The following is a 21,723-nucleotide window of genomic DNA, read 5'->3' on the forward strand; positions in this document are numbered from 1 at the left end:
GCCGCCTCAGCGCGCCGCCTCGTCCTCCACCGTGCGGTCGCGGCCCGCCACGTAACCGACCACCATCTGCGGCACCATCAGGCCGGCCATGAGCGCGATGGGCAGCCCCCAGCCGCCACTGCTCTGGTACAGCACGCCCACCAGCAGCGGACCGGGGATGGAGATCAGGTAGCCGGTGCTCTGGGCGAACGCGGACAGCTGGGCGACGCCGGGGCCGGTCCTGGCCCGCATGCCGACCATCGTGAGTGCGAGCGGGAAGGCGCAGTTGGCGACGCCGAGGAGCAGGGCCCAGGCCCAGGAGCCGGCGGCGGGCGCGAGGTAGAGACCGGCGTAGCCGACCAGTCCGCAGACGCCGAGCACCAGCACGATCGGGCCCTGGTGGGGCAGCCGGGTGGCCAGGCGCGGGATGACGAAGGCCAGCGGCACGCCCATCACCATGGTGACGGCGAGGAGCAGCCCGGCCTTGCCCGCGGGCACGCCCGCGTCGCGGAAGATCTGCGCCATCCAGCCCATGGTGATGTAGGCGGCGGTGGCCTGGAGTCCGAAGAAGACGGCCAGGGCCCAGGCGGTACGGCTCCGGGCGATGCGCAGCGTCGGGGCCTGCGCCTGAGGCGCGCGGGACGGTTGACCGGATGCCGGTTCGGTGCGGTCCGGCGGCTGCGCGGCGGACCGGGCGCCCCTGTCCCCTACCAGCGGCAGCCACGGCAGTACCGCGACGGCGGCGAGCAGGGCCCACACCGACAGGCCGGACCGCCAGTCACCGCCGAGCGCCCCGGTCAGCGGCACGGTCACCGCGGCGGCGGCCGAGGTGCCGAGGGCGAGGGCCATCGAGTACAGGCCGGTCATGGTGCCGACCCGGTCGGGGAACCAGCGCTTGACGATGACCGGCATCAGGACGTTGCTGACGGCGATGCCCATGAGGGCCAGCGCGCTGGCGGCGAGGAACGCGGCCGTGCTGCCCGCGTAGGGCCGTATCGCCAGTCCGGCGGCGATGGCGGCCATGCCCGAGCACACCACGGCGGCCGGCCCGAAGCGGCGGGCCAGCCGGGGGGCCATGACGCCGAAGACGGCGAAGCAGAGCGGGGGCACGGAGGTGAGCAGCCCGGCCACGCTGCCGCTCATGCCGAGCCTCTGGCGGACCTCCTCCAGGAGCGCGCCGAGGCTGGTGATGGCGGGGCGGAGGTTCAGCGCGGTCAGCACGAGGCCGACGACGAGCAGGCGCGTGGTCCACGCGCGCGTGGTCCACGCGCGCGTGGTGGCGCCGGACACCCGCGATCCGCGCGGTTCCGGTTCCGGGACGGGCCGGAAACCGGCGTTCGGCGCGGGGGTGCTCTCGGTCGTCGGTGTCGTCGTACGGGTCGTTTCCTCGCGTGGCATGAGCACCATCATAGAATCATGGGATGATTGGTTGTCGACAGATGGGGACCCCGCCCCCGGGTCCTCCGTGCGAAGGTGAGCCATGCCACTGAGCCATCCGCGTCGGTCGGCGCTGTCCGAACAGGTCATCGCCGCACTGCGCAGCCAGATCACCACGGGCGAGTGGCCGGTCGGCTCCCGCATCCCGACGGAGCCGGAGCTGGTGGAGCAGCTCGGTGTGGCCCGCAACACGGTCCGCGAGGCGGTCCGTGCGCTGGCCCACAACGGTCTGCTGGACATCCGCCAGGGTTCGGGCACGTATGTCGTGGCGACCAGCGAGCTGGCGGGTGTGATGCAGCGCAGGTTCGCCGAGGCCGATCCGGGGCACATCGCCGAGCTGCGCTCCGCGCTGGAGTCGGCCGCGGCCGGGCTGGCCGCCCAGCGGCGCACCGAGAAGGACCTCAAGCAGCTCCACGCGCAGTTCCTGCGCCGCGAGGAGGCCTGGGAGTCCGGGGACACGGAGGCGTTCGTGTCGGCGGACGCCACGTTCCATCTGGCGGTGGTGGCGGCCTCCCACAACGACGTGATGACGGCGATGTACGCGGATCTGGGCGAGGTGCTGCGGGACTGGCTGCGCGCGGACGTCGGCGCGGCGCTGACCCCGGACACGTACATGGACCACACCCGGCTGCTCGACGCGATCCGCGAGGGCGACGCCGAGGCGGCCGCCGCCGAGGCCGCGAGCTATCCGATGCTGTGCCGTCCGGGCCGGTTCACCCAGCCCGCTGGTGAGTGACCCAGGCCGAGCGCACCTCCTTCCAGCAGCGGCCGGTCATCCGCACGGTCTGCGCGGGCCCCGCGGCCAGCGGGGAGCCGTCGCTGTCGATGTCCCACCAGTGGGCGCACTCGATGTGCAGGCTGACGCGGTCGGTCCCGGGATAGGCATTGTGGCAGTACGCGGTCACCTCGGAGCCGGAGACGGTGGTGCGGCAGCCGGCGCCGAACGGCTCCGGCGCCGCCGGCGGACCGGCGCGCGCGCGTGTGTCCGGCGTCGACCCGTACGGCGGCAGCGACAGCGCGAGGGCGACGGCCACGATCAGTGGGGCCGCGCCGCGGAGCAGACGCACAGGCGGAACCTCCTCGGCCGTCCTGCGAAGGAGAACGCGAGGTGAGGGCGGACTCCCAGCGTGCACACCCGGCGCGCCGCCTGCCCGGCCGAGTGCGCCGACCGGGTGACACGGGCCGCCGGGGGCAGCCCGGCAACGGCGGAGGGCCCGCACCCCCATGGGGTGCGGGCCCTCACACGTCGCTGAGGCTCAGCGGCGGCGTCAGGCGCCGATGGCGTGCAGACCGCCGTCGACGTGGACGATCTCGCCGGTGGTCTTCGGGAACCAGTCGCTCAGCAGCGCCACGATGCCGCGGCCGGCCGGCTCCGGGTCCTTCAGGTCCCACTCCAGCGGGGCGCGGGTGTCCCACACCGAGGCCAGCTCGCTGAAGCCCGGGATGGACTTGGCGGCCATGGAGCCGAGCGGGCCGGCCGAGACGAGGTTGCAGCGGATGTTCTGCTTGCCGAGGTCGCGCGCCATGTAGCGGCTGGTGGCCTCCAGGGCGGCCTTGGCGGGGCCCATCCAGTCGTACTGCGGCCAGGCGTACTGGGCGTCGAAGGTGAGGCCGACGACCGAGCCGCCGTTCTGCATCAGCGGCAGGCAGGCCATGGTCAGCGACTTCAGGGAGAACGCCGAGACGTGCATGGCGGTGGAGACCGACTCGAACGGCGTGTTGAGGAAGTTGCCGCCGAGCGCGTCCTGCGGCGCGAAGCCGATGGAGTGGACGACGCCGTCGAGGCCGCCGAGCTCCTCGCCGACGATGTCGGCCAGGCGGCCCAGGTGCTCGTCGTTGGTGACGTCGAGCTCGATGACCTTGGCGGGCTTCGGCAGCTTCTTGGCGATGCGCTCGGTCAGCGTGGGCCGCGGGAAGGCGGTGAGGATGACCTCGGCGCCCTGCTCCTGGGCCAGCTTGGCCGCGTGGAAGGCGATGGAGGCCTCCGTCAGCACACCGGTGATCAGGACGCGCTTGCCCTCGAGAATTCCGCTCATGGTGATCAGTGACCCATTCCCAGTCCGCCGTCAACGGGGATGACGGCTCCAGTGATGTACGAGGCGTCGTCGGAGGCGAGGAACCGCACCGCCGCGGCGATCTCCTCGGGCTGCGCGTACCGGCCGAGCGGCACCTGGCCCATGATGTTCTCGCGCTGCTCGTCCGAGAGCGCCCGGGTCATGTCGGTGTCGACGAAACCGGGGGCGACGACGTTGAAGGTGATGTTGCGCGAGCCCAGCTCACGGGCGAGGGACCGCGCGAAGCCGACCAGGCCGGCCTTGGAGGCGGCGTAGTTGGCCTGTCCCGCCGAGCCCAGCAGACCGACCACCGAGGAGATCAGGACGACACGGCCCTTCTTGGCGCGCAGCATGCCGCGGTTGGCCCGCTTCACGACACGGAAGGTGCCGGTGAGGTTGGTGTCGAGGACCGTGCTGAAGTCCTCCTCGGACATGCGCATCAGGAGCTGGTCCCGGGTGACGCCGGCGTTGGCGACGAGGACCTCGACGGGGCCGTGCTCGGCCTCGACCTCCTTGTAGGCCTGCTCCACCTGCTCGGGGTCGGTGATGTCGCACCTGACGGCGAGGCAGCCCAGCTCCTTGAGGGCGGCCGGCGGCTCCCCCGAACGGTAGGTGATGGCGACCTTGTCGCCCGCCTCGGCGAACGCGCGGGCGATGGCGAGGCCGATGCCCCGGTTGCCTCCGGTGACGAGAACCGAGCGGCTCAACGGATCACCCTTTCGATAGCGGTCTGAAGCATTCCGACAACCCGCCCGAACACCTCGATGACAGGCGGCTTCACCGAAAACCTATCGGTCCGGCCACGCCACCGGGCAATCGGGCACCGACAGTGGCTCTCCCCGGCTCCTGTCGGGTTCCTACAGTCGGAACGCCCTGGTCGGTCCACGGTGCCGGGACGTGCGCCGAAAGGTCCGCCCCTCCCCGCGGCGCCCACGCGGAGGAACACGGCGCACGGGACGTGATTCACTGCCCGCGACGGCCATCACAGGAGAGCGCCTCGAAGGGAAGCCCGCCCGTGCCTCATGAAGTCGATCAGTCGTTTCTCGCCCTGCCGCTGCGCCCCCTCGCCGACGCCGCGCTGGCCCGCGCGCGATCGCTGGGGGCCGAGCACGCGGACTTCCGGTTCGAGCGGGTGCGCAGCGCGTCCTGGCGGTTCCGGGACGCCAAGCCCGCCGGTTCGTCGGACACCACCGACCTCGGGTACGCGGTGCGGGTCGTGCACGGCGGGACCTGGGGGTTCGCCTCCGGGGTCGACCTGACGCCGGACGCCGCCGCCAAGGTCGCCTCGCAGGCGGTCGCGATGGCCAAGCTGTCGGCGCAGGTCATCAGGGCCGCGGGGGCAGAGGAGCGAGTGGAGCTGGCGGACGAGCCGGTGCACGCCGAGAAGACCTGGGTGTCCTCGTACGGGATCGACCCGTTCTCCGTGCCGGACGAGGAGAAGTCCGGGCTGCTCGCCGAGTGGAGCGCGCGGCTGCTCGCCGCCGACGGCGTCGACCATGTCGACGCCTCGCTGCTGACCGTGCACGAGAACAAGTTCTACGCCGACACCGCCGGGACCGTGACCACGCAGCAGCGGGTGCGGCTGCATCCGCAGCTCACCGCGGTGTCGGTGGACGACTCCAGCGGCGAGTTCGACTCGATGCGCACCCTCGCCCCGCCCGTCGGACGCGGCTGGGAGTACCTGACCGGCACCGGCTGGGACTGGGATGACGAGCTGGAGCGGATTCCCGGACTGCTCGCCGAGAAGATGCGCGCGCCGAGCGTCGACCCGGGCGTCTACGACCTCGTCGTCGATCCCTCCAACCTGTGGCTGACCATCCACGAGTCCATCGGTCACGCCACCGAGCTGGACCGGGCCCTCGGCTACGAGGCCGCCTACGCGGGCACCTCCTTCGCCACCTTCGACCAGCTCGGCAAGCTGCCCTACGGCTCCGAGCTGATGAACGTCACCGGCGACCGCACCGCCGAGCACGGACTCGCCACCGTCGGCTACGACGACGAGGGCGTCGAGGCGCAGTCCTGGGACCTGGTCAAGGACGGCACGCTGGTCGGCTACCAGCTCGACCGCAGGATCGCGCGGCTGACCGGGTTCGAGCGGTCCAACGGCTGCGCCTTCGCCGACTCCCCCGGCCATGTGCCCGTGCAGCGCATGGCGAACGTGTCGCTCCAGCCGGACCCGGCGGGACTGTCGACCGAGGACCTCATCGGAAGCGTCGACCGCGGGATCTACGTCGTCGGGGACCGGTCCTGGTCGATCGACATGCAGCGCTACAACTTCCAGTTCACGGGCCAGCGGGCGTACCGGATCCGCGACGGCCGCCTCGACGGACAGGTGCGGGACTTCGCCTACCAGGGCATCACCCCCCAGTTCTGGGGCTCCATGGCAGCCGTGGGCGGCCCGCAGACGTACGTGCTGGGCGGCGCCTTCAACTGCGGCAAGGCACAGCCGGGCCAGATCGCGGCGGTCTCCCACGGCTGCCCGTCGGCCCTCTTCAAGGGTGTCAACATCCTCAACACCACGCAGGAGGCCGGTCGATGAGCGTCAGTCCCGGAGCCGGCTGGGGGTCCGGGGGTTACCCCCCGGGAAAACACAGTCTCAACACCACGCAGGAGGCCGGTCGATGAGCCCGCGTACCAGCAAGCCGCACGAGGTCGTCGAGCGTGCCCTCGCTCTGTCCCGGGCCGACGGGTGCGTCGTGATCGCCGACGAGCAGTCCACCGCCAATCTGCGCTGGGCGGGCAACGCGCTGACGACGAACGGTGTCACGCGCGGCCGCGTCCTCACCGTGATCGCGACCGTCGGCGGCCGGGAAGGCACCGCCTCGGGCGTGGTGTCGCGGGCCGCCGTGACCGAGGACGAGCTGGAGCCGCTGGTGCGGGCCGCGGAGGCCGCCGCTCGTGGGGCCGGCCCCGCCGAGGACGCCCAGCCGCTGGTCACGGACGTACCGCAGTCCCCCGGCTTCACCGACGCGCCCGCCGAGACCTCCTCCGCGGTGTTCGCGGACTTCGCTCCGGCGCTCGGCGAGTCGTTCGCACGCGCGCGTGCCGGTGGCCGCGAACTGTACGGCTTCGCCAACCACGAGATGGTGTCCACCTACCTGGGCACGTCGACGGGCCTGCGGCTGCGCCACGACCAGCCGGCCGGGACGCTGGAGCTGAACGCCAAGTCCCCGGACCGTACGCGCTCCGCGTGGGCCGGGCGGTCCACGCGGGACTTCAAGGACGTCGACCCGGCGGCGCTGGACGCGGAGCTGGCCGTCCGGCTGGGCTGGGCCGAGCGGCGCGTGGAGCTGCCGGCCGGGCGGTACGAGACGCTGCTGCCGCCGACCGCGGTGGCGGACCTGCTGATCTACCAGATGTGGTCGTCCTCGGGCCGGGACGCGACGGAGGGGCGCACGGTGTTCTCCAAGCCGGGCGGCGGCACCCGGATCGGGGCGAAGCTGACCGGCCTGCCGCTGACCCTGCGCAGCGACCCGAACGAGCCCGGACTCGAGTGCGCCCCCTTCGTGGTCGCGCACTCCTCGGGCGGGGACCAGTCGGTGTTCGACAACGGGCTGCCCGTCGCGCCGACGGAGTGGATCGCCGGCGGCGAGCTGAGGCATCTGCTGACCACCCGGCACAGCGCGGCGCTGACCGGGCTGCCGCTCGCGCCTGCGGCCGGGAACCTGATCCTGGACGGCGGCGCGGACCGCTCGCTGGCGGAGATGGTCGCGGACACCGAGCTGGGGCTGCTGCTCACCTGTCTGTGGTACATCCGCGAGGTGGACCCCGCGACGCTGCTGCTCACGGGCCTGACCCGGGACGGCGTGTACCTCGTGGAGAACGGCGAGGTGACCGGCGAGGTCAACAACTTCCGGTTCAACGAGTCGCCGGTGGACCTGCTGGGCCGGGCGACGGAGGTCGGGCGGACCGAGAAGACGCTGCCCAGGGAGTGGAGCGACTACTTCACCCGGGCCGCGATGCCGGCGCTGCGTGTCCCGGAATTCAACATGAGCTCTGTCAGCCAGGGCGTATAACCTCGTAGTCGGCTGTCACCCGACTGCCCGAAGAGCACCGAGCTCGCACCGAGCTTCATCTAGGAGACACGAGAGACGTGACGGACATCGTCGACGAGCTGAAGTGGCGTGGGCTGTTCGCCCTGTCCACCGACGAGGACGCCTTGCGCAAGGCGCTCGCGGACGGTCCCGTCACGTTCTATTGCGGCTTCGACCCGACGGCGCCGTCACTGCACGTGGGGCACCTGGTGCAGGTGCTCACCGTGCGCCGGCTCCAGCAGGCCGGGCACCGGCCGCTGGCGCTGGTCGGCGGCGCCACGGGCCTGATCGGCGACCCCCGCCCGACCGCCGAGCGCACGCTGAACGACCCGGATACGGTGGCCGGCTGGGTGGACCGGCTGCGCGGCCAGATCGAGCCGTTCCTGTCCTTCGAGGGCGAGAACGCCGCCGTGATGGTGAACAACCTCGACTGGACGCAGGGCCTGTCCGCGATCGAGTTCCTGCGGGACATCGGCAAGCACTTCCGGGTCAACAAGATGCTGACGAAGGACTCCGTCGCCCGCCGTCTGGAGTCCGACCAGGGCATCAGCTACACCGAGTTCAGCTACCAGATCCTCCAGGGCATGGACTTCCTCCAGCTCTACCGGAGGTACGGCTGCACGCTCCAGCAGGGCGGCAGCGACCAGTGGGGCAACCTCACGGCGGGCCTCGACCTGATCCACCGCCTCGAGCCGGACGCGGCGGTGCACGCGCTCGCGACGCCGCTGATGACCAAGGCGGACGGCACCAAGTTCGGCAAGACCGAGGGCGGCGCGGTCTGGCTCGACGCGGAGATGACGACGCCGTACGCGTTCTATCAGTTCTGGCTGAACGTGGACGACCGTGACATCTCCCGCTACATGCGCATCCTGTCCTTCAAGTCCCGTGAGGAGCTGGAGGAGCTGGAGCGGCAGACCGAGGAGCGCCCGCAGGCCCGGGCCGCGCAGCGCGCGCTGGCCGAGGAGCTGACGACGCTGGTGCACGGCGCCGGGCAGACGGCCGCCGTGATCGCCGCGTCCAAGGCGCTGTTCGGGCAGGGCGAGCTGACCGGGCTGGACGAGCGCACCCTGGCGGCGGCGCTGTCGGAGGTGCCGCGCGTCGCGGTCGCCGAGCTCGGCCCGGTGGTCGACCTGCTCGCGGAGGTCGGCCTGGTGCCCAGCAAGTCGGCCGCGCGCCGCACGGTGAAGGAGGGCGGCGCCTACGTGAACAACGTCAAGGTCACCGCCGAGGACGCGGTCCCCGCCAAGGACGACCTGCTGCACGGCCGCTGGCTGGTGCTGCGCCGGGGCAAGAAGAACCTGGCGGCGGTCGAGGTCACGAGCGGCTGAGCCCGGACACGGTCAGGTGTGAAGGGGCGGTCCACCCGGATTCTTCCGGGTGGACCGCCCCTTCGTCCGCCCTTCGGACCTTCGCACCTGCCGCTGCGTCCGGGCTACGCCTGTTGGGCGTCCTGCCGCTTTCTGTTGCCCCACAGCGCCATGTACGCCATGTCGCCGACGAAGACGATGATGATCGCGGCCACGAGCTGGAAGAAGTGCCTGCTCCAGTCGATGCCGCGGGTCGAGGCGACGCCGAGCGCGCGGGCGACCGCGTTGCCGACGGTCGCGCCGAGCATGCCGAAGATCGTGGTGAGCCAGAGCGGGCTGTGCTGCTTGCCCGGGATGACCGCCTTCGCGATCAGCCCCAGCACGAGTCCCACGATGATCGCCCACAACCAGCCCATGGCTGCCTCCTCGCCCTGCTCGACCTGAGCATTACGCCCAGTGTCGGGGCGGCTTCGCCGCGTCGCACCTCGGGCGCGGCCGCCGGAGGAGCCGGGGACGCGGACCGAGGGCCGTTGACGCAGGCAGAAGGGCGGCCCCCGCCCTCGTGGGCGCCGGGAACGCGGCGTAACGTGGAGTGCGTGCGGGCCGTTGTCCCGACCGGTCACGGACCGGACGCGGGCCGGGGAGTTGTCCGATACGGGCGAATGGTGGACGGGTGATGCGGAAAGAGCACGGCGCGGGCAATGCCCAGGTGTTCCGGATCACGGGAGCCCGGACGGGTCTTCAGGAGGACGTGCGCGGCCGGCAGCGCCGGTACGTCATCTCGATGTCGATCCGTACGGCGTCGGTGATCCTCGCGGTGGCGTTGTGGAACGTCGAGCGGTACGTGGCGATCGTGGCGCTGGTGCTCGGGGCCGTGCTGCCCTACATCGCCGTGGTCATCGCGAACGCGGGCCGCGAGGGCGCGCCCAAACTGCCGTCGACGTTCGTCACCATGCCGTCGAAGCCGATGATCACGCCGCCGCGTTCCGACGACGGTTTCGCTCGGTCCGCCACGGAGGACACGGCGGGCGACACCGCCGCCGGGGCCGCGCGCGAGCCGCGTGACGGCGCTTGACCTGGCCCGTCCCTGCAGCCGGACGGCAGCACCTCGGGAAGCTCAGGAAAAGCTCAGATCAATCATGTTGTTCCGGTGCCGGGCCGTGGGTTACCCGTGACATACTTCCTACGCGCTCCGCATCCCCCGTCGGAGCGACAGACCGACGCCGGGCAGCTCCCCCCGTGGCTGCTCGGCGTCGCCTTGTGTGCCGTGGCTGTGAGATGAACCCGTGACCGACGAAACCCCGATCTGCTCCGCCAAGGGCTGCCGCGTGGCCGCCGTGTGGGTGCTGGCCTGGAACAACCCGAAGATCCACACGCCGGATCGCCGTAAGACGTGGCTGGCGTGCGAGGAGCACCGGGAGCACCTCTCGCAGTTCCTCGGTGTGCGCGGCTTCCTGAAGGACGTGGTCCCCTTCGGCGAGTGGGAGGCCCGGAGCGAGGGCGAGGGCGAGGGCGTGGACGGCGGCGGCGCCTAGCCGCCGATCGCCGACATCGGCCGCTCCGGCTGGACGAACGACGGGTCGTCGAGACCCGCTCCCGCCTTCTTGCCCCACATCGCCACCCGCCAGATGTCGGCGATCTCCTCGTCGCGGGCGCCGGAGCGCAGTGCGGCGCGCAGATCCGTCTCCTCGGTGGCGAACAGGCAGGTGCGGACCTGGCCGTCGGCCGTGAGCCGGGTGCGGTCGCAGGCCGCGCAGAACGGGCGGGTGACGGAGGCGATCACGCCGACGCGGTGCGGGCCGCCGTCCACGATCCAGCGTTCGGCCGGGGCCGAGCCGCGCTCCCCGGCGCTCTCGGGGGTCAGTTCGAAGCGGGTGCCCAGCGAGGTCAGGATCTCGGCCGCGGTCACCATGCCCTCGCGCTTCCAGCCGTGCTGGGCGTCCAGGGGCATCTGCTCGATGAAGCGGAGCTCGTAGCCGTGCTCCACCGCCCAGGCCAGGAGGTCCGGGGCCTCGTCCGCGTTCAGGTCGCGCATCAGGACGGTGTTGACCTTCACCGGGGTCAGGCCGGCCGCGTGGGCGGCTTCGAGGCCCTCGATGACGTCGTGGTGGCGGTCCCGGCGGGTGAGCGCCTTGAAGACGTCCGGGCGCAGGGTGTCAAGGGAGACGTTGACCCGGTCCAGGCCCGCGTCCCTCAGGGCGGCAGCGGTGCGCCTCAGCCCGATGCCGTTGGTGGTGAGGGACATCCGGGGACGGGGATCGAGGGCCGCGACCCGCTCGACGATGCCGGCCAGTCCGGGGCGCAGCAGGGGCTCGCCGCCGGTGAAGCGGACCTCCGTGATGCCGAGGGAGGTGACGGCGATGTCGATCAGGCGGACGATCTCGTCGTCGGTGAGCAGGGTCGGCTTGGCCAGCCACTGCAGGCCCTCTTCCGGCATGCAGTACGTGCAGCGCAGGTTGCACCGGTCGGTCAGCGAGACTCTCAGGTCGGTGGCCACCCTGCCGTAGGTGTCGATGAGCATGTAACCCCCTCCCTCGTCTCGGTCCATGTGGCGTGCCACGCGGAGTTCCGTCATCTGCGAGCCTACGTGACACCGCTGACAACGACAGCGCCGGAAGTCACGAGATACGGCGCGGCCGCGTCGTAGGGACCTACGACGCGGCCGCCTCGGACGGGTGGGCGCTCAGTGCGCGCCGGTGCCCGTCATGGAGCGCACCTCCAGTTCGGCGTACTTGGCGTCGTCCGGGGTCTCCTTGGACAGGAGGGTGCCCACGACGCCGAGCAGGAAGCCGACCGGGATCGAGATGAGGCCCGGGTTCTCCAGCGGGAACCAGTGGAAGTCGACGTCGGGGAACATCGACGTCGGCTTGCCCGACACCACCGGCGAGAACAGCACCAGGCCGACCGCGCTGACCAGGCCGCCGTAGATCGACCACAGGGCGCCGGAGGTGGTGAACCGCTTCCAGAACAGGCTGTAGAGGATCGTGGGCAGGTTGGCGGAGGCGGCGACGGCGAAGGCGAGCGCGACCAGTCCGGCGACGTTCAGGTCGCGGGCGAGGGCGCCCAGGACGATCGAGACCGCGCCGATGCCGACGGTCGCCCAGCGGGCCGCGGTGAGCTCCTGCTTCTCGGAGGCGGTGCCCTTCTTGATGACGTTGGCGTAGATGTCGTGGGCGAAGGACGAGGACGAGGCCAGGGTCAGGCCCGCGACGACGGCGAGGATCGTGGCGAAGGCGACGGCGGAGATGGAGGCCAGCAGGATGGCGCCCCAGTTGGAGTCGACGCCGCCGAGGTGCAGGGCGAGCAGGGGCGCCGCGGTGTTGCCCGCCTTGTTGGAGGCGATGATCTCGTCGGGCTTGATGAGCGCGGCGGCGCCGAAGCCGAGCGCGAGGGTCATCAGGTAGAAGGCGCCGATCAGGCCGATCGCCCAGATCACCGACTTCCGGGCGGCCTTGGCCGTGGGGACGGTGTAGAAGCGGATCAGGATGTGCGGCAGGCCGGCGGTGCCGAGGACCAGGGCGATGCCGAGCGAGAGGAAGTCGAGCTTGGTGGTGCCCGTGGCGCCGTACTTCAGTCCGGGCTCCAGGAAGGCGGTGCCCTTGCCGCTGTTGGCGGCGGCCTTGCCGAGCAGGTCGGAGATGTTGAAGTTGAACTTCAGCATGACCAGGAAGGTGAGCAGCAGGGCGCCGGCGATGAGCAGGACGGCCTTGACCATCTGCACCCAGGTGGTGCCCTTCATGCCGCCGATGGTGACGTAGACGATCATCAGCACGCCGACCAGCGCGACGATGCCGATCTTGCCTCCGTCGCTGGTGATGCCGAGCAGCAGGGAGACCAGGACGCCGGCTCCGGCCATCTGGGCCAGCAGGTAGAAGATCGACACGACGATGGTGGAGGTGCCGGCGGCGGTGCGGACCGGGCGCTGGCGCATCCGGTAGGCCAGTACGTCGCCCATGGTGTACCGGCCGGAGTTGCGCAGCGGTTCGGCGACCAGGAGCAGGGCGACCAGCCAGGCGACGAGGAAGCCGATGGAGTACAGGAAGCCGTCGTAGCCGAACAGCGCGATGGCGCCTGCGATGCCGAGGAAGGACGCGGCGGACATGTAGTCGCCGGAGACGGCGAGGCCGTTCTGGAAGCCGGTGAACTGCCGTCCGCCGGCGTAGAAGTCGGCGGCGTCCTTGGTCTGCCGGCCGGCCCAGACGGTGATGACGAGGGTCGCGACGACGAACACCGAGAACAGGGTGATGATCAGCGGCCGGTGCTGGCTCGCCTCACCGGCCGCGAGGGTCAGCACGGGTGCGGTCGCGGGGCTCATTCGGTGCCCTCCATCCGGGACTTGATGGCTTCGGCCTTGGGGTCGAGCTTGGCGGCGGCGTGCCGCGCGTACCACCAGGCGATGAGGAACGTGGTGAGGAACTGGGCGAGGCCCAGGGCGAGGGCGACGTTGATGTTCCCGAACAGCTGGGTGCCCATGAAGCCGCCGGCGTAGTTGGAGAGCAGCACGTACAGCAGGTACCAGGCGATGAAGGCGACGGTCAGCGGGAAGGCGAAGGATCGGTAGGAGCGGCGCAGTTCGTCGAACTCCGCGCTGTCCCGCACCGCGACGAACTCCTCGGTGGTCGGGAGTGGGGCCTGGGTCTTCGAGGGTGGCGGTGTCTCGGTGGCCACGTCGGTCTCCTCGCGTGTCGGATGCGGTTGGGACGGGGGCCCGATCGTGCTTCGGTTCCCCGCCCAAGGTCCACGGCGCCACGCGGTGACCGGTTCAAGTCCTGTTGGTTGTTTCGCAACCGGTCTGAACAAGTCATTGCTAAGTCATTGCTGGTGGGGGAGGCGGCAAGATAGCTTCACCCTGCACCACCCGTCATGTACCTGCTGGGCTGCCACCTGCGGCCCTTGCCGGTCTGTACCCGGATGATGTGGGGACCCCATGGCTCATCTGCGTTCCAGACGCCGCCTCGCCCTTGCCGTGCCGGTCGCGCTGTCGCTGACCGCGTCGCTCGGCCTCCTGCCCTCGGCGGCGTCGGCGGCACCCCGCGCGGCCTCGGCGGCGCAGGCGAAGGACGCGCCGGTCATGGCCTACGTCGTCAACACCGGGACGGACCGCCGCACGATCGCGCAGGTGGAGCGGTCCGTCATCGCGGCCGGCGGCACCATCGTGACGACGTACGACAGGATCGGCGTCATCGTGGTCCGTTCCGCGAACCCGGACTTCGGCAGGACCATCCGCGGGGCCCACGGGGTCGACTCCGCGGGCGCCACCCGCACCGCGCCTCTCCGCGCGTCGGGGACCACGGACGAGGGGGCGGTGGAGTACCTCTCCGCGGCCGAGGCCACCCGGCTGAAGAAGGCCGCCAAGTCGTCGAAGTCCCCGAAGGGTTCGCTTGCCCAGGAGCCCCTCGAGGCCGAGCAGTGGGACCTGCGGGCCATCGGCGCCGACAAGGCCGCCGCGATCGACCCGGGCAGCCCGAAGGTCACCGTCGCCGTGATCGACACCGGTGTCGACGACACCCACCCGAACCTGGCGCCGAACTTCTCCGCGAAGCAGTCGGCCAGTTGTGTCGGCGGCAAGGCGGACACCTCGCCGGGCGCCTGGCGGCCCGCGAGCCCCGGCCACTACCACGGCACGCATGTCGCGGGTGAGATAGCCGCCGCCCGCAACGGGACGGGCGTCGCGGGCGTCGCGCCGGGTGTGAAGGTCTCCGGGATACGGGTGGCCGAGCCGGACACCGAGACGTTCTACCCGGAGAGCGTGGTCTGCGCCTTCGTGTTCGCCGCCGACCACGGCGTGCAGATAACCAACAACAGCTACTACGTGGACCCGTGGCTGTACAACTGCAAGGACGACGCCGACCAGAAGGCCGTCCTGGACGCGGTCGGCCGGGCCCAGCTGTACGCGCAGCGCAAGGGCACCCTGAGCGTGGCCTCCGCGGGCAACTCCAACCACGACCTGGCCGCCAGGTCGATCCTCGACACATCCAGCCCGAACGACACGACCCCGGTCGACCGCACGATCGACCCCAGGAAGTGCCTCGACGTGCCGGCGCAGCTGCCGGGTGTGGTGACGGTCGCCGCCACCGGCGTGCGGACCCTCAAGTCGTACTACTCCAACTACGGCGACGGCGTCATCGACGTCGCGGGACCGGGCGGCGACAAGTACCAGATCCCGGACACCCCGTCGGGCAACGGCCGCATCCTGTCGACCATGCCGGAGGGCCGGTACGGCTACCTCCAGGGCACGTCGATGGCCGCTCCGCACGTCGCCGGTGTCGCCGCGCTGCTGAAGTCGGCCCACCCGAACGCCAAGCCCGCCCAGTTGCTGGCCCTTCTCAAGGCCCAGGCGGACAACCCGGGGTGCCCGGTCGAGCCCTACGACCCGGACGGCAACGGCGTCGTCGACTCGTTCTGCGAGGGCAACAAGAACCGCAACGGGTTCTACGGCTTCGGCCTCGTCAACGCGCTCCGCGCGATCAAGTGACCGGCACGGCCCGTCACTTCCACAAGCGCCCCCCACGCCTCGCATGCCTCGGGCATGCCGCACCGCAATGGTCCGAAACACTGGAGTTCACATGAGCGTTCGCCTCAACCGGCGTACCGTCACCATCCCGCTCGGGATGGCCGTCGCCTCCGCTCTCGCCTTCCTGCCGAACGTGGCCTCCGCCACCGAGGCCGGTCCGCAGGCGGCCGCCGCGAGCATCTCCGCCGCCGCCGACGGCGACGCGCTGAGCTACGTCGTCAACGTCCGTCCCGGCCACAGCTCCGCGGCCGTTCAGAAGGCGATCGGCAAGGCCGGCGGCTCGGTCGTCGTCGCGTACGACCAGATCGGTGTCATAGTCGTCCACTCGTCGAACGCCGGCTTCGCCAAGGAGATACGCAAGGACAAGGGGGTCGAGTCGGCCGGCGCAACCCGGACCGCTCCGCTGTCCCCGCAGTCGACCACCGAGATGTGGGCGCCGCAGGTGCTCACCGGCGCGGAACTGGCCGCGGCGACCGAGGCGTCCACCGACGCCCAGGAGCCGCTCCAGGGCCTCCAGTGGGACCTGCCGATGATCAAGGCGGACAAGGCCCACGAGGTCACCCTGGGCAGCTCCAAGGTCACGGTCGGCGTGATCGACACCGGCGTGGACGACACCCACCCGGACCTCGCCCCCAACTTCAACCGGGCCGCGTCCGTGAACTGCGTGTCGGGCAAGCCGAACACGGCGGACGGCGCCTGGCGGCCGAACAAGGGCGAGAGCGCGCACGGCACGCACGTCGCCGGTGAGATCGCCGCCGCGAAGAACGGCGTCGGCATGGTCGGCGTCGCCCCGGGCGTGAAGGTGTCCGGCATCAAGGTGTCGACGCCGGAGGGCTGGTTCTACACCGAGGCCGTGGTGTGCGGCTTCGTCTGGGCCGCCGAGCACGGCGTGGACATCACCAACAACAGCTACTACACCGACCCGTGGAACTTCAACTGCACCAACGACCCCGACCAGAAGGCTCTGGTCGAGGCCGTGTCGCGGGCCACGAAGTACGCCGAGGGCAAGGGCACGCTCAACGTCGCCGCCGCCGGCAACGACAACTGGGACCTGGCCGGGAAGACCATCCTCGACCCGGGCAGCCCGAACGACTCCACCCCCGGCGACCGGGTGATCGACCCGAAGAAGTGCCTGGACATCCCCGCGATGCTGCCGGGCACCGTCACGGTCTCCTCCGTCGGCGCCAAGGGCATCAAGTCGTCGTTCTCCAACTACGGCCAGGGCATGATCGACGTCACCGCGCCGGGCGGTGACTCGACCTCCTACCAGCGGCCCGACGCCCCCGCCACCAGCGGCCTGATCCTCGGCACCCTGCCGGGCGGCCAGTACGGCTACATGGCCGGCACCTCGATGGCGTCGCCGCACGCCGCCGCCGTCGCCGCGCTCATCAAGTCGACCCACCCGAACGCCAAGCCGAACCAGGTGAAGGCGCTGCTGGTCCAGGGTGCCGACAAGAAGGAGTGCACGACCCCCTACGACATCAACGGCGACGGCAAGATCGACGCCGTGTGCAAGGGCGGCAAGGGCAACAACGCCTTCTACGGCGAGGGTCTCGTCAACGCCCTCAACGCCGTGACCAAGTAGATACGGCGGATGTCGGCCGGTACCGCATAGTGCGGTCATGACTGACATCACCTCCGCGTGGTCCGCACTGGGCGGCGATCCCGCCCTCCTGTCGCGGGTCACCACCGTGCAGCGGGAAGGCGCGCTCCCCGCGCGCCTTCCCGTACGGGAACTGGCACGCACATGCGTGTGTGCGTGCGCCCTGGCCGCCGCCGAACTCGGCGCGCGGCGGGCGGGGCTCGCCGCGGTGCCGGCGGTCTCGGTGGACGACGGCGCCGTGGCCACGGCGTTCCTCAGTGAACGGCGTCTGCGGGTGGACGGGAAGGCGCCCGTCTCCTTCGCACCGCTGTCGCGGTTCTGGCGGACCGCGGACGGCTGGGTGCGCACCCACGCCAACTACCCTCAACACCGGGAGGCGTTGCTCCGCGCGCTGGACGTGCCGGACGACGTGGAACGGGTCGCGTCCGTACTCGCCGAGCGGGCCGCGCACGAGGTCGAGGAGGACGTGTACGCGGCCGGCGGCCTCGCCGTCGCACTGCGCACCCCCGAGGAGTGGGCCGCGCACGAACAGGGAGCCGTCGTCGCCGCCCGGCCGCTGGTCGAGCGGGAGCGGCTGGACGAGACACACACGCGCGTACCGCGGCCCGTCGCGGCTGCTCCCCTGCTGCCGGCCGCCGGGCTGCGCGTCCTGGACCTGACCCGGGTGCTCGCGGGTCCCGTCGCCACCCGCACGCTCGCCCTGCTGGGCGCGGACGTGCTGCGCCTGGACGCGCCGGACCGTCCCGAAGAGGCCGGCCTGCACGCGGACACCGGCTTCGGGAAGCGGTCGGCGGCGCTGGACCTCGCGGTCGACCGGGCCGTCTTCGAGAAACTTCTCGCCGAGGCGGACGTCGTGGTCACCGGATACCGGCCCGGCGCCCTGGACCGGTTCGGCCTCTCCCCCGAGGCGCTGGCCGAACGGCGGCCCGGACTGGTCGTGGCGCAGTTGTCGGCGTGGGGCCGTTACGGGCCCTGGGGCGAACGCCGGGGCTTCGACAGCCTCGTGCAGGCCGCCACCGGCATCGCCGCGGTCGAGGGTTCGCCGGAGCGGCCCGGCGCCCTGCCCGCGCAGGCCCTGGACCACGGCACGGGCTATCTGCTGGCGGCGGCGGTGCTGCGCGCCCTGACCGAGCGGACACGGGAGGGCGGCACCAGGGTCGTACGACTGGCCCTGGCCCGCACGGCATCCTGGCTGACGCGGCCCGCCACCGGGCCGGCCTCCGCGACGTACACCGTGCGGGGCCCGGCCTACGACAGCCCCGACCCCTGGCTGGACGAAACGACCAGCCGGCTCGGCCACCTGCGCCACGCCCGTCCACCCGTCGCCTTCACCGGCGCCCCGGCGAACTGGCCCCGCCCACCGGGGCCCTGGGGCACGGACGCACCCGTCTGGACCTGACCGGAGCGGGCGGCTCACGGGCTCGGGGCATGTGACGGCACATGCCCCGGGAGCCGCCCGGAGCGGAGCGCGCCACGGCGGTAGGGGCGGAACCGGGCTCCCCCACTTGGTCGTGCGCGCTTGCCCCTTTCGGGGTGGTTGGTGAAGATCCTTGGGTGACGCTCATACGACCGGCCGCCGGGACGGAGGACGCGCGAGAGACCGGGCGGCGCGGAGCGACGGTCCGGGCCGCAGCCGTCCTCGTCCTGGTGGCGCTCGCCGCCCTCATACCCCTGCTCGGTCCGTCAGCCGCCCTGCACGGCACCGGGGAGGCGGCGGCACCCGGAGTCGCCGGCATAGCGGTGCTGCGGACGGTGCTGTTCGCGGCCCTCTGCGTCCCCGTGGGCGAGTCGCTCGTGAACCGGCTGGCCGGCCGCGTACCCGGATCCCCGATGGAACGCCCGCGCAGTTGGGCCCTCTGTGCCGCCGCCGCCGGTTTCCTCGCCGCCCTGGGCCTCGCCTCCGTGGTGGCCACCGGCAACCTGGTCCCGCACAGCCCCGCCCAGATCGACGTGGGCGGCCTGCACCGGACCCGCGACGGGGCACTGGCCCTGCTGGAGGTCAACGCGTTCCTCGTCACCGGTCTGTGCGCGCTCTCCCGGCGTCCGGCGACGCAGTTGTGGCCGCTCGCCGCGGTGGTCGTGGCCGAGGCGCTGCGCGCGCATCCCGGGACCGAGAGCACCCCGCTCCTCGGCTCCTCGCTGACCGTCGTGCACCTGGTCTGCGGCGCCCTGTGGGTGGGCGGCCTGCTGCACGCGCTGCGCACCCTGCGGCTGTGGCGCGGGGCCTCGGCGGGTGCCGCCCTGCTGGGCCGCTACGCGCGCGTGGCGGCGGCCGCGCTCGCCGGGGTGACCGCGACGGGTGTGTGCAGCACACTGCGCCGGATGCCGGCGGACACGGTGCTGCACCAGCTGACGGCGACGGCCTACGGCCGCACCCTGCTCGCCAAGGTGGTCCTCGTGGCCGGTGTCGCCCTGCTCGCCCTGTGGGCCCGGATCCGGCTGCGGCGGGCACCCGACCCGCTGACCGCGTACGCCCCCGCGCGCGCCGAAGTCACCGTCCTCGGCGCGGTCGTCGCGGTGTCGGGGCTGCTGACGGCGCTGCCGCTGCCGATCCGCTGGTGAGCGGGTCCGGCCCGTCGGACGAAGGGGCGTCAGGCGCCCACCGCGCCCAGCAGGGTTCCGGCCACATAGGTCACCGCCATGGCCAGCGCCCCGCCGGCCACGTTCCGCAGCACCGCACGGCCGGGCACGGCCGCTCCCAAGCGGGCGCTGCTCCAGCCGGTGAGGACGAGGGCGGCCAGCACGGACACCACGGTGACGCCCAACCGCCAGGCCGCCGGGGGCAGCACGATCGCCAGCAGGGGGAGCAGCGCGCCGACCGTGAACGCCAGGAAGCTCGCCCCGGCCGCGTGCCACGGGTTGGTCAGCTCGTCGGGGTTGATGCCGAGCTCCACGCTCGCGTGTGCCCGCAGCGCGTCCCGTTCGGTGAGCTGCTCCGCCGCCTCCCTGGCCACCTCACGCGAGAGTCCCCGCGCCTGGAGCAGGTCGGTCAGCTCCCGCAGCTCCGCCTCGGGCTGCTCGCGCAGCTCCCGTCGCTCCAGGGCCAGCGCGGCCATCTCCGAGTCCCGCTGGGTCGACACCGACACGTACTCCCCCGCCGCCATCGACATGGATCCGGCGAGCAGACCGGCGAGCCCCGCGGTGAGCAGGGCCGGACGGGAGTCCGTCGCACCGGCCACTCCGACGACGAGTCCCGCGGTGGACACGATGCCGTCGTTGGCGCCGAGCACGGCAGCCCGCAGCCAGTTGAGCCGCGCGCCGAGCGCGCCGCCGTGCGGCTCGTCATGCGTTGGTTCCGTCACAGGACGGAGGATCGCACGGTTCGTCCGTCGTGTCCCCGCACGGTTCCTGATGTCCCGTAAGGCACACCCCCGGTCCTCCGGGAGGCCGTTCGCCGGCTCCGCCGGGCGCCCGGTGGGCGAGGCTGTCAGTCGCGGCCCGTATCCTCAGTGACCATGCTCGAAGACCGCACGCTCGCAGGGTTGCCCCCCACACCGTGGCCGGCCGCGTATCCGAAGGGATACGCGGTCGTTGACGTGGAGACCACCGGCCTGGCCCGCGACGACCGCATCATCTCCGCGGCGGTCTACCGGCTGGACGCCCGCGGCGAGGTCGAGGACCACTGGTACACGACGGTCAACCCCGAGCGGGACCCGGGCCCGGTGTGGATCCACGGGCTGACGAGCGAGGCCCTGGAGGGCGCTCCGCTGTTCGCGGAGATCGCCGAGGAGTTCGCCGCGCGGCTGGCGGACCGGGTGCTCGTCGCGCACAACGCGGTGTTCGACTGGCAGATGATCGCGCGGGAGTACGCGCGCGCGGAGCGCGAGGCTCCGGTGCGGCAGCGGCTGTGCACCATCGCGCTCGCCAAGGAGCTGGCCCTGCCCCTGCCCAACCACAAGCTGGAGACGCTGGCGGCGCACTTCGGCGTCGTGCAGCAGCGGGCACACCACGCGCTGGACGACGCGCGCGTGCTGGCCGAGGCGTTCCGGCCGAGCCTGCGGGCCGCGGCGGCGGGCGGGGTGCGGCTGCCGCTGCTGGAGTGCCGGCCGCTGACGGAGTGGTCGGACCGGCCGGTGCCCCGGCAGCAGTCGGGCGGCTACGGCGGCTACCGCGCGGCCAGTTGGCGCGCCCCGCGCAAGCGGCCCGCGTGCCCGTACCCCAACCCGGGTCGCTACGAGGACGGCAAGCGCCTCAAGCAGGGCATGCGGGTGGCCTTCTCCGGGGACACCTCCACCGACCGCGAACTGCTGGAGGACCGGGCCACCGAGGCCGGGCTGCACGTGGCCACCAGCCTGTCCCGGCTGACCAGCCTGCTGGTGACGAACGACCCGGACTCGGGCACGTCGAAAGTGGTCAAGGCACGCCAGTACGGCACTCCGGTGGTGGACGAAGCGGCGTTCGGTCAGCTGCTCAGGGACGTGGAACCGGCGGAGAGCCGCTGACGGGCGTACGGGTGATTGCCGGGCGACTCGCCCACGGTCCGCTCGCCCGCGCCGCGGGCACGGCCCACCCTGTGGCGCATGGCGAGATGTGAAGTATGCGGCAATGACTATGGAATGACCTTCGAGGTGCACGCCCAGGGATCGGTGCACGTCTTCGACTGCTTCGCCTGCGCGATCCACCGCATGGCACCGATCTGCGAGCACTGTCGTGTCCAGATCATCGGTCAGGGCGTCGAGGTCGAGGGGCACTGGTACTGCGGCGCGCACTGCGCCCGCGCCGAGGGGAGGGTCGGAATCGTCGACCGCGTTTGAGGACACCCCTGCCGAAAACACCCCACGGCCGCGGATGTACC

General features: G+C 71.9%; 21 protein-coding genes. 12 read left to right on the forward strand and 9 right to left on the reverse strand.

Going from position 1 to position 21,723, the window contains the following annotated elements; genetic code table 11:
• Window positions 1-6 precede the first annotated feature (6 nt).
• Window positions 7-1,377 carry a CynX/NimT family MFS transporter gene (locus tag ACIP4X_RS00100; RefSeq protein ID WP_401345849.1) on the reverse strand — a complete coding sequence of 457 codons (1,371 nt, stop codon included), beginning with the start codon at window positions 1,375-1,377 and terminating at the stop codon, window positions 7-9.
• An 82-nt stretch (window positions 1,378-1,459) separates the two neighbouring features.
• Between ACIP4X_RS00100 and ACIP4X_RS00105 the strand changes: the two genes are divergently transcribed.
• Window positions 1,460-2,152, forward strand: coding sequence for a FadR/GntR family transcriptional regulator (locus ACIP4X_RS00105; protein ID WP_358737576.1), 693 nt, complete (start codon window positions 1,460-1,462; stop codon window positions 2,150-2,152).
• Here ACIP4X_RS00105 and ACIP4X_RS00110 read toward each other — a convergent pair.
• From ACIP4X_RS00110 to fabG, 3 genes are all read right to left on the reverse strand, one after another.
• Complete coding sequence (locus tag ACIP4X_RS00110) at window positions 2,130-2,483, reverse strand: hypothetical protein (RefSeq protein ID WP_358737578.1); 354 nt, start codon at window positions 2,481-2,483, stop codon at window positions 2,130-2,132. The two genes, ACIP4X_RS00105 and ACIP4X_RS00110, sit on opposite strands and share 23 nt — an antisense overlap.
• 201 nt (window positions 2,484-2,684) lie before the next feature.
• On the reverse strand, window positions 2,685-3,452 hold the full coding sequence (gene fabI / locus ACIP4X_RS00115) for an enoyl-ACP reductase FabI (RefSeq protein ID WP_358737580.1): 768 nt from the start codon (window positions 3,450-3,452) through the stop codon (window positions 2,685-2,687).
• Window positions 3,453-3,457: 5 nt separating this feature from the next.
• Window positions 3,458-4,177: a 3-oxoacyl-[acyl-carrier-protein] reductase gene (gene fabG / locus ACIP4X_RS00120; RefSeq protein WP_358737582.1), complete on the reverse strand. Its 720-nt coding sequence runs from the start codon at window positions 4,175-4,177 to the stop codon at window positions 3,458-3,460.
• A gap of 308 nt (window positions 4,178-4,485) precedes the next feature.
• Here fabG and ACIP4X_RS00125 point away from each other — a divergent pair, with 308 nt between their 5' ends.
• The 3 genes from ACIP4X_RS00125 to tyrS all read left to right on the forward strand — a co-directional run bounded on the left by ACIP4X_RS00125 (window position 4,486) and on the right by tyrS (window position 8,832).
• Entirely contained in the window at window positions 4,486-6,009 is a 1,524-nt protein-coding gene (locus ACIP4X_RS00125) for a TldD/PmbA family protein (RefSeq protein ID WP_358737584.1), read from the forward strand.
• 82 nt (window positions 6,010-6,091) lie between these two features.
• Complete coding sequence (locus ACIP4X_RS00130; protein ID WP_401345854.1) at window positions 6,092-7,486, forward strand: metallopeptidase TldD-related protein; 1,395 nt, start codon at window positions 6,092-6,094, stop codon at window positions 7,484-7,486.
• Window positions 7,487-7,563: 77 nt separating this feature from the next.
• On the forward strand, window positions 7,564-8,832 hold the full coding sequence (tyrS, locus tag ACIP4X_RS00135; RefSeq protein ID WP_401345857.1) for a tyrosine--tRNA ligase: 1,269 nt from the start codon (window positions 7,564-7,566) through the stop codon (window positions 8,830-8,832).
• 104 nt (window positions 8,833-8,936) lie between these two features.
• On the opposite strand, the gene ACIP4X_RS00140 is transcribed toward tyrS, so the two are convergent.
• On the reverse strand, window positions 8,937-9,227 hold the full coding sequence (locus ACIP4X_RS00140; protein WP_358737590.1) for a GlsB/YeaQ/YmgE family stress response membrane protein: 291 nt from the start codon (window positions 9,225-9,227) through the stop codon (window positions 8,937-8,939).
• A gap of 260 nt (window positions 9,228-9,487) precedes the next feature.
• Here ACIP4X_RS00140 and ACIP4X_RS00145 point away from each other — a divergent pair, with 260 nt between their 5' ends.
• Entirely contained in the window at window positions 9,488-9,886 is a 399-nt protein-coding gene (locus ACIP4X_RS00145; RefSeq protein WP_358737592.1) for a DUF3099 domain-containing protein, read from the forward strand.
• A 211-nt stretch (window positions 9,887-10,097) separates the two neighbouring features.
• Window positions 10,098-10,346, forward strand: a complete 249-nt coding sequence (locus ACIP4X_RS00150) for a hypothetical protein (protein WP_401345860.1) — start codon at window positions 10,098-10,100, stop codon at window positions 10,344-10,346.
• Here ACIP4X_RS00150 and moaA read toward each other — a convergent pair.
• From moaA to ACIP4X_RS00165, 3 genes are all read right to left on the reverse strand, one after another.
• Window positions 10,343-11,332: a GTP 3',8-cyclase MoaA gene (gene moaA, locus ACIP4X_RS00155; protein ID WP_401345863.1), complete on the reverse strand. Its 990-nt coding sequence runs from the start codon at window positions 11,330-11,332 to the stop codon at window positions 10,343-10,345. The genes ACIP4X_RS00150 and moaA overlap by 4 nt on opposite strands.
• Before the next feature lie 162 nt (window positions 11,333-11,494).
• Window positions 11,495-13,126, reverse strand: coding sequence for a cation acetate symporter (locus ACIP4X_RS00160; protein ID WP_358737597.1), 1,632 nt, complete (start codon window positions 13,124-13,126; stop codon window positions 11,495-11,497).
• Window positions 13,123-13,479 (reverse strand): DUF485 domain-containing protein, encoded by a 357-nt coding sequence (locus ACIP4X_RS00165; RefSeq protein WP_383727356.1) that lies wholly within the window; start codon window positions 13,477-13,479, stop codon window positions 13,123-13,125. The genes ACIP4X_RS00160 and ACIP4X_RS00165 overlap by 4 nt, the downstream gene beginning before the upstream one ends.
• A gap of 259 nt (window positions 13,480-13,738) precedes the next feature.
• Between ACIP4X_RS00165 and ACIP4X_RS00170 the strand changes: the two genes are divergently transcribed.
• The 4 genes from ACIP4X_RS00170 (at window position 13,739) to ACIP4X_RS00185 (ending at window position 19,490) form a co-directional block, all read left to right on the forward strand.
• A complete protein-coding gene (locus tag ACIP4X_RS00170) occupies window positions 13,739-15,286 on the forward strand; it encodes a S8 family peptidase (RefSeq protein ID WP_401345867.1) in 1,548 nt (515 codons plus the stop codon).
• A 91-nt stretch (window positions 15,287-15,377) separates the two neighbouring features.
• Window positions 15,378-16,910 (forward strand): S8 family serine peptidase, encoded by a 1,533-nt coding sequence (locus tag ACIP4X_RS00175; protein WP_358737603.1) that lies wholly within the window; start codon window positions 15,378-15,380, stop codon window positions 16,908-16,910.
• A gap of 37 nt (window positions 16,911-16,947) precedes the next feature.
• Window positions 16,948-18,327 carry a CoA transferase gene (locus tag ACIP4X_RS00180; RefSeq protein ID WP_401345870.1) on the forward strand — a complete coding sequence of 460 codons (1,380 nt, stop codon included), beginning with the start codon at window positions 16,948-16,950 and terminating at the stop codon, window positions 18,325-18,327.
• Window positions 18,328-18,482: 155 nt separating this feature from the next.
• On the forward strand, window positions 18,483-19,490 hold the full coding sequence (locus tag ACIP4X_RS00185) for a CopD family protein (RefSeq protein ID WP_401345873.1): 1,008 nt from the start codon (window positions 18,483-18,485) through the stop codon (window positions 19,488-19,490).
• A 29-nt stretch (window positions 19,491-19,519) separates the two neighbouring features.
• Here the strand turns inward: ACIP4X_RS00185 and ACIP4X_RS00190 are convergent, their stop codons facing one another.
• Window positions 19,520-20,230 (reverse strand): VIT family protein, encoded by a 711-nt coding sequence (locus tag ACIP4X_RS00190; RefSeq protein ID WP_358737606.1) that lies wholly within the window; start codon window positions 20,228-20,230, stop codon window positions 19,520-19,522.
• A gap of 153 nt (window positions 20,231-20,383) precedes the next feature.
• Here ACIP4X_RS00190 and ACIP4X_RS00195 point away from each other — a divergent pair, with 153 nt between their 5' ends.
• Window positions 20,384-21,370 (forward strand): DEDDh family exonuclease, encoded by a 987-nt coding sequence (locus tag ACIP4X_RS00195; protein ID WP_358737608.1) that lies wholly within the window; start codon window positions 20,384-20,386, stop codon window positions 21,368-21,370.
• Between the two features lie 78 nt (window positions 21,371-21,448).
• Window positions 21,449-21,682: a hypothetical protein gene (locus ACIP4X_RS00200; RefSeq protein ID WP_141362214.1), complete on the forward strand. Its 234-nt coding sequence runs from the start codon at window positions 21,449-21,451 to the stop codon at window positions 21,680-21,682.
• Window positions 21,683-21,723: the final 41 nt, after the last annotated feature.

The sequence above is a fragment of the Streptomyces sp. NPDC088817 genome (assembly GCF_044750345.1).
In the GTDB taxonomy this organism is placed as follows: Bacteria; Actinomycetota; Actinomycetes; order Streptomycetales; family Streptomycetaceae; genus Streptomyces.

Coding starts and splice junctions, on each gene's coding strand:
- moaA (WP_401345863.1), bottom strand. CDS start 11,332: ATGCTCATCGACACCTACGGCAGGGTGGCCACCGACCTGAGAGTCTCG.
- fabI (WP_358737580.1), bottom strand. CDS start 3,452: ATGAGCGGAATTCTCGAGGGCAAGCGCGTCCTGATCACCGGTGTGCTG.
- ACIP4X_RS00180 (WP_401345870.1), top strand. CDS start 16,948: ATGACTGACATCACCTCCGCGTGGTCCGCACTGGGCGGCGATCCCGCC.
- ACIP4X_RS00105 (WP_358737576.1), top strand. CDS start 1,460: ATGCCACTGAGCCATCCGCGTCGGTCGGCGCTGTCCGAACAGGTCATC.
- ACIP4X_RS00170 (WP_401345867.1), top strand. CDS start 13,739: ATGGCTCATCTGCGTTCCAGACGCCGCCTCGCCCTTGCCGTGCCGGTC.
- ACIP4X_RS00195 (WP_358737608.1), top strand. CDS start 20,384: ATGCTCGAAGACCGCACGCTCGCAGGGTTGCCCCCCACACCGTGGCCG.
- ACIP4X_RS00160 (WP_358737597.1), bottom strand. CDS start 13,126: ATGAGCCCCGCGACCGCACCCGTGCTGACCCTCGCGGCCGGTGAGGCG.
- ACIP4X_RS00145 (WP_358737592.1), top strand. CDS start 9,488: ATGCGGAAAGAGCACGGCGCGGGCAATGCCCAGGTGTTCCGGATCACG.
- ACIP4X_RS00175 (WP_358737603.1), top strand. CDS start 15,378: ATGAGCGTTCGCCTCAACCGGCGTACCGTCACCATCCCGCTCGGGATG.
- ACIP4X_RS00100 (WP_401345849.1), bottom strand. CDS start 1,377: ATGCCACGCGAGGAAACGACCCGTACGACGACACCGACGACCGAGAGC.
- ACIP4X_RS00130 (WP_401345854.1), top strand. CDS start 6,092: ATGAGCCCGCGTACCAGCAAGCCGCACGAGGTCGTCGAGCGTGCCCTC.
- ACIP4X_RS00140 (WP_358737590.1), bottom strand. CDS start 9,227: ATGGGCTGGTTGTGGGCGATCATCGTGGGACTCGTGCTGGGGCTGATC.
- ACIP4X_RS00200 (WP_141362214.1), top strand. CDS start 21,449: ATGGCGAGATGTGAAGTATGCGGCAATGACTATGGAATGACCTTCGAG.